Raw genomic sequence first — 6,549 nt, 5'->3', positions numbered from 1 at the left:
AGCAGATAAAAGAAGTCGCTTAACGAACTTAACTAGGGTGACCGAATTCAGTTGACCAGGTCAGCCTATCGCGATTGAGCGCTGTTTAGTGAGCAAAGATACTTTGATGTCGGCAGCGAAGCCTTTATCACGCAGATTAGCAGGCAATACCATGCGGGTGTAATAGGTGCAATTTGTGGCTCTGAATAGGTACATATGTCTCAGTCATCCGTTTTGGGTCTGAGAATATGATTTTTCAAATGCTAGAAAGCAAAAAAGCCATTGATTATCAATGGCTTTTTCACTTTAGAATGTGGCGGAGGGATAGGGATTTGAACCCAGACTCTCGAATTAAATAGTTAAAATAGTCGTTTAAATTCATTTGCTTGCAGAGTTTTACACTTTCAAATTCTGCAATTGCTAACTAAGATTGACTTTATTCCTGAAGTTGAAAAAAGTCAATAATTATGAACTGATTTCATGTGGGGGGTGCAGCTTGGCTGTAAAGCCCGCTTCATTATAAACATCAGGGCAGTACAACCGCTTCTAGCAGTAGATGAGGCGTATTAAAAGCAACGATAAGAGTGAGAATGTTGTACAGAAAACTAAGGCCAAAAAGCCTTGGGTGAGCAGAGTATTATCTTGACTCACCGGAGCGTCCTATATGGCCATGTTTTAGTTCTGTTTATTTAGCACCAAATCCTTTTTCGCTAACAGACCAAAAAAAATGATCATTTTTATAATACCCAAATCCTAACAATCCATCATTTTTTGAATAAATATACTTCATCTGCACACTGGGGTAAGCAACATAGTCTACAAATGTATTCTTAGGACCTTTTATAACATACAGTTCAGAAAAGTTCTTCCCTAATATTTTCAACTTTTTATTTTTCGCAACAACTTCATATAATTTGTTATTGAACTCCCACTGTATAGTACTTTCATCAATATCTTTAGGCACTGCAAAAACTATATCGTAAGAAATAATACAGTTAAATTTACTGAAATAGTTGCAAAAGAAGGCATCAGATTTAATGTCTCGCCCGCTATATACACTCCCTCGATTTTCATTTTCCATTTGAATGGTAAATTTTTTGTCTCCATCAATGGATCCAATATATATATATCGTACGTCACCATTTCGACCATAGCAAATTGAAATAGACAACATAAAAGTCAAGGCTACAACAATCATAAGTTTACTAAAGATCACCATATTAATTACCTTGATAAAGTTTTAAAAATTGCTTACCGTAAACTTCAGCACTGGCTTCACTTCTATTATAATCAAAATGCCCCAATTCATGTCCGTAGGTAACTATTGCACTTTCAATAGTTTCTGCTCCAAGTGCAGAGATTTGAATTTTTGCACTTAGAGGATCCCAACCTCGAACAGGAATAGGTATAAATAGCCCATGAGCGGACTTACCTTCATCAGAATAAAGCTCCTCAGAATAAGTAACAGACTTAACTTGATACATTTTATCCGTTGGTGGTTGCACAAGTCCCTTCGCAAGGGCATTATTAACAAAATTTACCGCTTTTTTAATATTTTCATTATACCTTTCTTTCAAAGTTTTAGATGTTTCATTAACGAGGTATTGAATCGCAGCATTTACTTCGCCATTACTAAACTTCCCACCTGTCAACCTTGAAATAGTTCCACCTGCAATGGCTTGGATCATTGTTCGCCCTAATGTAGCTGAAGTTTCATTTTTTCCTAGGCCTTTCATTAGACCTGCACTGATAAATCCATGCCCAAACTTACCACCTTGTAGGCTACTCATCACCCCTCCGGCGGCACCGTGAGCTAACATTTGTTCACCAGTCGACCATGCACCTTTGGTGTTTTCAACTCCATGAATTTGGTTTCCAGGATAAAAACGATACCCCCCATTTCTTGAACAAATAACATAACTCGTTTTCATGGCTTTGGCGAGGGTTACGATCTATGTGATTAACTCATCAGTTTTTATCGTTATGGCTAAAATATTATCGTTAAATGAGTGATTTATGGTCATCTAAGAAATTCAGCACAGCAGAAAATCTTGATATCAATTAAGCGCAAGAAGAATTGTAATTTGATTGGGGTTTATGACTTAAGCGCCAGAACCACAAGAAAGCCACCTATTTTTATAATGCGGAGCCCATAAAATAGGCTCAGTTCTTAAAAAATAGTAATTCAAAAACCGCAACGATACTATGGAATGACTTCAACCTAACCCCTAAACAATATCAAATCTCCATCAAACTGCGCTTACAGTCTGACACTGCAATTGACCATTGTATTTAGCATTAAAAAAACCAAATGGTGAGTTAACTTCTTCAATAACATAATCATCTAAGTCGTATGTATTAATCGTCTCTATCGAAGTATTCTTATCCAATGACTTATTGTCTATTCTATTGTAATTGAAAGTTATATTTTGGAATAACACATCTGGAGATGTGTTATTATTTTTAGCGCGCAGTATCAGTATTGTTCTATTTTGGAAGTAAAATCTAAAATGGTTGTTATCTGCCAGAACAACACTACAAGTCTGCATTAATCCATCATCGAATTGGCTTATAATCTTATTTTTTCTTGCGGTACTTTTAGTCAACATCCAAGCATTGATATATGAGTAAATCGCTGGTTCAGCACAATAATATTGACCGTCATACAGAATATTATGCCTGATATCAGTATTAAGCATTTTTACTTGATGCTGCTCACAGACTAGCCCTTGATTAAACCATGCATTAGCCACCGTTTTACTATTTTCACTATGATCAATTAACCAGTTACTGGCTGATAATGAATGACCGAATTGGTTATTTTTCAACGCAATTAATGACATGTCACTGAGTGCTTTCTCATTTTTAGGGTTAATGCTCAATGCCTTGATTAAATACTCATAAGCATCTTGCACTTTACCCTGTTGATAAGCTGCTATAGCCGATTTTATTTGATCTTTTTCAACTTTATCTAATTGTTGTGAACTTGGAGGCGTAAGCCACTGCTGTACAGTTAACTTACTTTCTTGAGGAATATGACTATTTATCTCAGCTGATGCTTTATCGGTATAACGATAGAACCAATCTAATGGTGTTTCTTCAGTCATTGGGGAGCGGCTCTCAGCTTTCATATAAGTTGCGGCGCCATTGTCTATTAATAACTTAATAAAATCAGGGGAGGCATACCTTGCAGCATAATGAAGAGCAGTCATCTTGAAGGTGTTTAACGCGTAATAACACGTATCATCAGGTATTGTGGTATTGGCGACTGTATTAGCCCCGTATTGAATAAGCAACTTGGCGGACTCTAATAAATTATATTGAGCCGTGTACATCAAAGGTGTTTTACCAAATGCATTACTGTGATTGGGACTAACACCCTGTTGCAATAGATATTCTAGTACTTCAGGTTGGTCAATCGCTAAGTTTAAAATACTTTCTTGTGCCTCTTGTGAATAGTAAGTTTTTGCGATGCTGTCTATATCACTAGCAATAAATTCAATTTTTTTTATGGTATCTAATGATTGTTTGCTAATGATTGCATTTCTTAGGTTTAACTCACCTGCGGAAAATTCAGGGTTATACATATAGAACCCAAAACCTGCACTAATTGCTGATGTTAATGCAAGCTGAGCCATTTCATCGGATTGTTGTTTATGCCAATGATTCGCTTGTTGATAAAATTGCGAAAGCGATTTTATCGAGAGACCTAACTGATGTTTATAGCCATTAAATGCTTTTTGCTCAGCGACACCGGTTAATGACCACCTTTCTAAATCGGTTATCATTTTAGAATAATTACCGTGACTATTCTTACTTTCCCTACCTTCGCCCCCCATTGCCCAAGGTCGAGTTAACGTTAAACTGAGTTGATGTTTAATGGCATTACCCCAACGCCAACGAGTATTCATTCGTCCACAAGAACCACCGCTGCCTTGACTTAACGCTAGAGTAGATTGATACAAATCATCAAAGCTTTTCATCGCGCTGAAATAACTATGCTCTTTATTGAAAGGCACTTCTGTTGCTGTTAAGTTTATTTCGCAAGCGGGTGTCCATGTAGCGCTTGGGCTAAGACGATAAACAAATAACTGGCCTATATCAGCGTCATAATGTCCTAAAACAAACATATATGGGATATTAGTGTCTGACTGTGCGTATGTATAACCATAACTCATTGCGGGTGGTGCGTTTTTGGCTAGTGCTGCAATTTGCTTAGCGGTTAACTCAGTGAATGATGAAGTAGACACTAGCGATTGCTGCCTCTCACATGCTCCACTGCAACCATTATGCAAATAATCATAGAGATAGAATTCTTTACCGTAAGCATGCAGGCTGGTTAAAGAGTATCCTCCTAATATTGTCCAATCTAGTATTTCTCCCGTATTTGCGTAGCCATGCCCTCTAACGCCATAAGCTGCGCCCCATTCGATTTCTGAGTAGAATTTTGATTGTGCATCTTCCAACAAGGATTGACATGCAGGGTCATTATCTGTGATTAAACTCGGCTTATTCCAAGCAGAGGTTACTTTTACAAAGGGCGTTTTCTCAGAAGATAAAGAGTGACAAGAAAAAACAATTAAACAGAGGGTTAATAAGCAACGTAACATTAATATCATCCATAATATTTCATTATAATCAATAGGGCGTCATCCTAAAGATGACAAACGGTAAAAACAACATTTATTTTCATGTAGATAGCATGTGCATTGACCTAGACTTTGAGTTTTCGCTAGAAAATTAATCGTGACACCCACAGCTAATCTGTAAGGCGTATCTTCTAGCCTAACTGTGCACAACCACCTGAACTCAGAAGCAGAACAATACAAAGCCTAAAATATAATTTCCCATGATTATCCTAATCATTTTCATTCATTAGTTTCCCAAAAAATCAGTTCATGACACATAAAGTGTTCATGCAGATTTATCTTTCACGCTGTTGATTTCTTCACATGCGCAGCATGTGGCTGTTGGGGTTAAGGGGTACTCCCCTTGCCCGTAGCAACTATCCGACCTTTTTGGCACAAAAAGTGGGATAGTTGCGTACCGGGTTACGTTGTAGTCCCACATAATTGTGGGCTGCTTTTTGCTTCGCAGTCGATGACTGTGAAGCTGTACTTTTTCGCACTCACCGAGTGCGAGGTTTAGGTTTGTTTAGGCTAAGTCTAAACATTATCACGTCGTAAAAAAACAAATGACCATGCGGGTTTTACACCAACTACGATATGTTAGTTTCAACACCGATAAGCTTCAATCGTACATGTTGTTCAAACCTCAATTTATCAAATCGATATTTTGACTATTTCGCCTCATCCATTTGCTTTCTAAAACGACCACTGACATGTTTAATGTCGCTACTGACAGCGTAAGTGTCATCTGTGGCAGCAGTGCTGCCAATCGAGACAGATTGTTAATTTAGGTTTAAAGTTTATTTATTAACCACACCCGATCATCAAATTTGATAGTCAATTCTCTCAATATCCTTAAATAATGCTGCAACGTTTATATCTTTGCCGTAACGACTGAAAGTGATGTTGGGATTAGCGTGACCGACGATTTGCGCCACGATGTGCTCACTGATATCCAGTTGCTTCATTTCATCGATAAACGTGTGTCTTAGGCCGTAGGCGGTTGGACGCTTATTTGCTTGCATACCTATTTCGGTTTGAAGCTTAGCGAGCTGTTTGCAGTAAGTTTTTGACCAATCTTCAATGATGCCAACGGGTTTATAATCAAACAGCTGGGTATGTGTTGATTTTCTTTGCTCAACAAACGCAATAAAGCCTAGTTCAAGTAAGTATTTGTGAATGGGCACATAACGTTTGGCGTTGAGGTTCTTTAATCGTTGTACAGCGCCACTGTCATCAACGCTAATGCAGTGTATGCCATCGATTAGTTTGATATCTCCAGGTTTGAGTTGGCAGGCTTCTGAGGGCCTTAAACCACCATAAAGCATTAATCGGGTGACCCATTTGAAATCGGTTGTTGAAGCCTTGAATGATGAGCTGCGAAGTAGTCGTTTAAGTTCAATGTGCGTCCAGCGGTCTCTAGCTTGATTTGGTTTAGCTTTTGGTTTTTGTCCGACAGTAACGCTTTCAAAGGGGTTGCTGGTGCAGTAATTCATTAACTGGCACCACTTAAAGAACTGGAATACGGCAGCTAAGTACTCTTTATTGCTTTTGTAGCTTCGGCCTTGAGTCAGCAACTCATCGCGATAGGTCATCGCATCAGCACTGGTGATATCGTGCACACATTTATCATCAGTTTTAAGCTTGGTTTTAAGAATGGATTTTGATGATACGGTATCAATAAAATGCCGAGTACGCTGCTCAAGCTGCTTGATAGACAGAGGCCTGATGGCTGATTTTTGTTTTGAGATAATAAATGTGCTTAATGCTTCGTTTAACCCAATAACAGGCTTTGCTTGCGCAACAGCTGTGGTTTCACGATGCTGAGACAATTTAGTGTCTCTGATTGGGATGAAATGAGGTTTCGGCGTGATGTTGAACGTAATATCAGGATCAGCTGCATCAAACTGAGCTCTGAGATGATTAATGACCTCATCAACGT

At 38.3% G+C, this 6,549-nt stretch carries 4 protein-coding genes; all 4 read right to left on the bottom strand.

What is annotated here, in order from left to right:
- Window positions 1-664: 664 nt before the first annotated feature.
- A complete protein-coding gene (locus IEY42_RS21335; protein ID WP_188927208.1) occupies window positions 665-1,198 on the bottom strand; it encodes a hypothetical protein in 534 nt (177 codons plus the stop codon).
- Between the two features lies 1 nt (window position 1,199).
- Window positions 1,200-1,910 carry a hypothetical protein gene (locus IEY42_RS21330; RefSeq protein ID WP_188927207.1) on the bottom strand — a complete coding sequence of 237 codons (711 nt, stop codon included), beginning with the start codon at window positions 1,908-1,910 and terminating at the stop codon, window positions 1,200-1,202.
- A 318-nt stretch (window positions 1,911-2,228) separates the two neighbouring features.
- Entirely contained in the window at window positions 2,229-4,589 is a 2,361-nt protein-coding gene (locus IEY42_RS21325; RefSeq protein WP_188927206.1) for an ankyrin repeat domain-containing protein, read from the bottom strand.
- An 842-nt stretch (window positions 4,590-5,431) separates the two neighbouring features.
- Window positions 5,432-6,549 (bottom strand): tyrosine-type recombinase/integrase (locus IEY42_RS21320; RefSeq protein WP_188927205.1); only part of this gene is annotated, 1,118 nt, incomplete at its 5' end.

The sequence above is a fragment of the Shewanella algicola genome, from assembly GCF_014648035.1.
GTDB classification, from domain to species: domain Bacteria; phylum Pseudomonadota; class Gammaproteobacteria; order Enterobacterales; family Shewanellaceae; genus Shewanella; species Shewanella algicola.
Note: the sequence above shows the minus strand (reverse complement) of the source record. Positions and strands in the feature narration are given on the sequence as shown.